This window comes from Staphylococcus sp. 231237_7MaSpsaltlick, assembly GCF_043107035.1.
The window spans coordinates 1-559 of record NZ_JBICNX010000288.1; the positions used below are offsets into that span (position 1 = coordinate 1).

Genomic DNA, 559 nt, shown 5'->3' on the forward strand with positions numbered 1-559 from the left:
GTGGGAAACTTATAGGGAAATTTGCAGTTAAAAACGCGCGTAAAGACTATAAGAAGAATGTAAAACCTCCTTTTTCACCGCCAGGCTATCTATTTCCTATTGTGTGGCCAATACTTTATACAACAATGGGTGTAGCTTATGCAATCGTTACTAATAAATCAAATGACAAGAATTTAAAAGTTATATATTATACACAATTAGGTCTAAACTATTTATGGTCGATATTGTATTTTAAATACAAGTTAAGATTTAGTGCTTTGATAGAGAGTTTTGTGTTACTTGGGGCGGTAATAACTACAACAGTAAAATTTTTCAACACGAAGAAAATTGCTGGCATACTATTGGTGCCGTACATGCTTTGGAGTGCGTACGCAACGTATTTAACTGTAGGGAACTGGTTATTGAATAAAGAGAATCCAAGCTATACAGAAAAAAACAGGAAATAAATCAATGAAAAAGATAATATATTATGGACTTTACTGGTTTATAGTTCAAATGATTATTGCACAGCTTGGTACGCGGATTAGCCATAAATGTTTAAAAAAAGATAATATATACT

Annotated in this window: 1 protein-coding gene; it reads left to right on the forward strand. The window is 32.0% G+C overall.

What is annotated here, in order from left to right; genetic code table 11:
- Positions 1-446, forward strand: a 446-nt coding sequence (locus ACF91D_RS31500; RefSeq protein ID WP_392438660.1) for a TspO/MBR family protein, incomplete at its 5' end; no start/stop codon positions are given.
- Between the last annotated feature and the right edge of the window lie 113 nt (positions 447-559).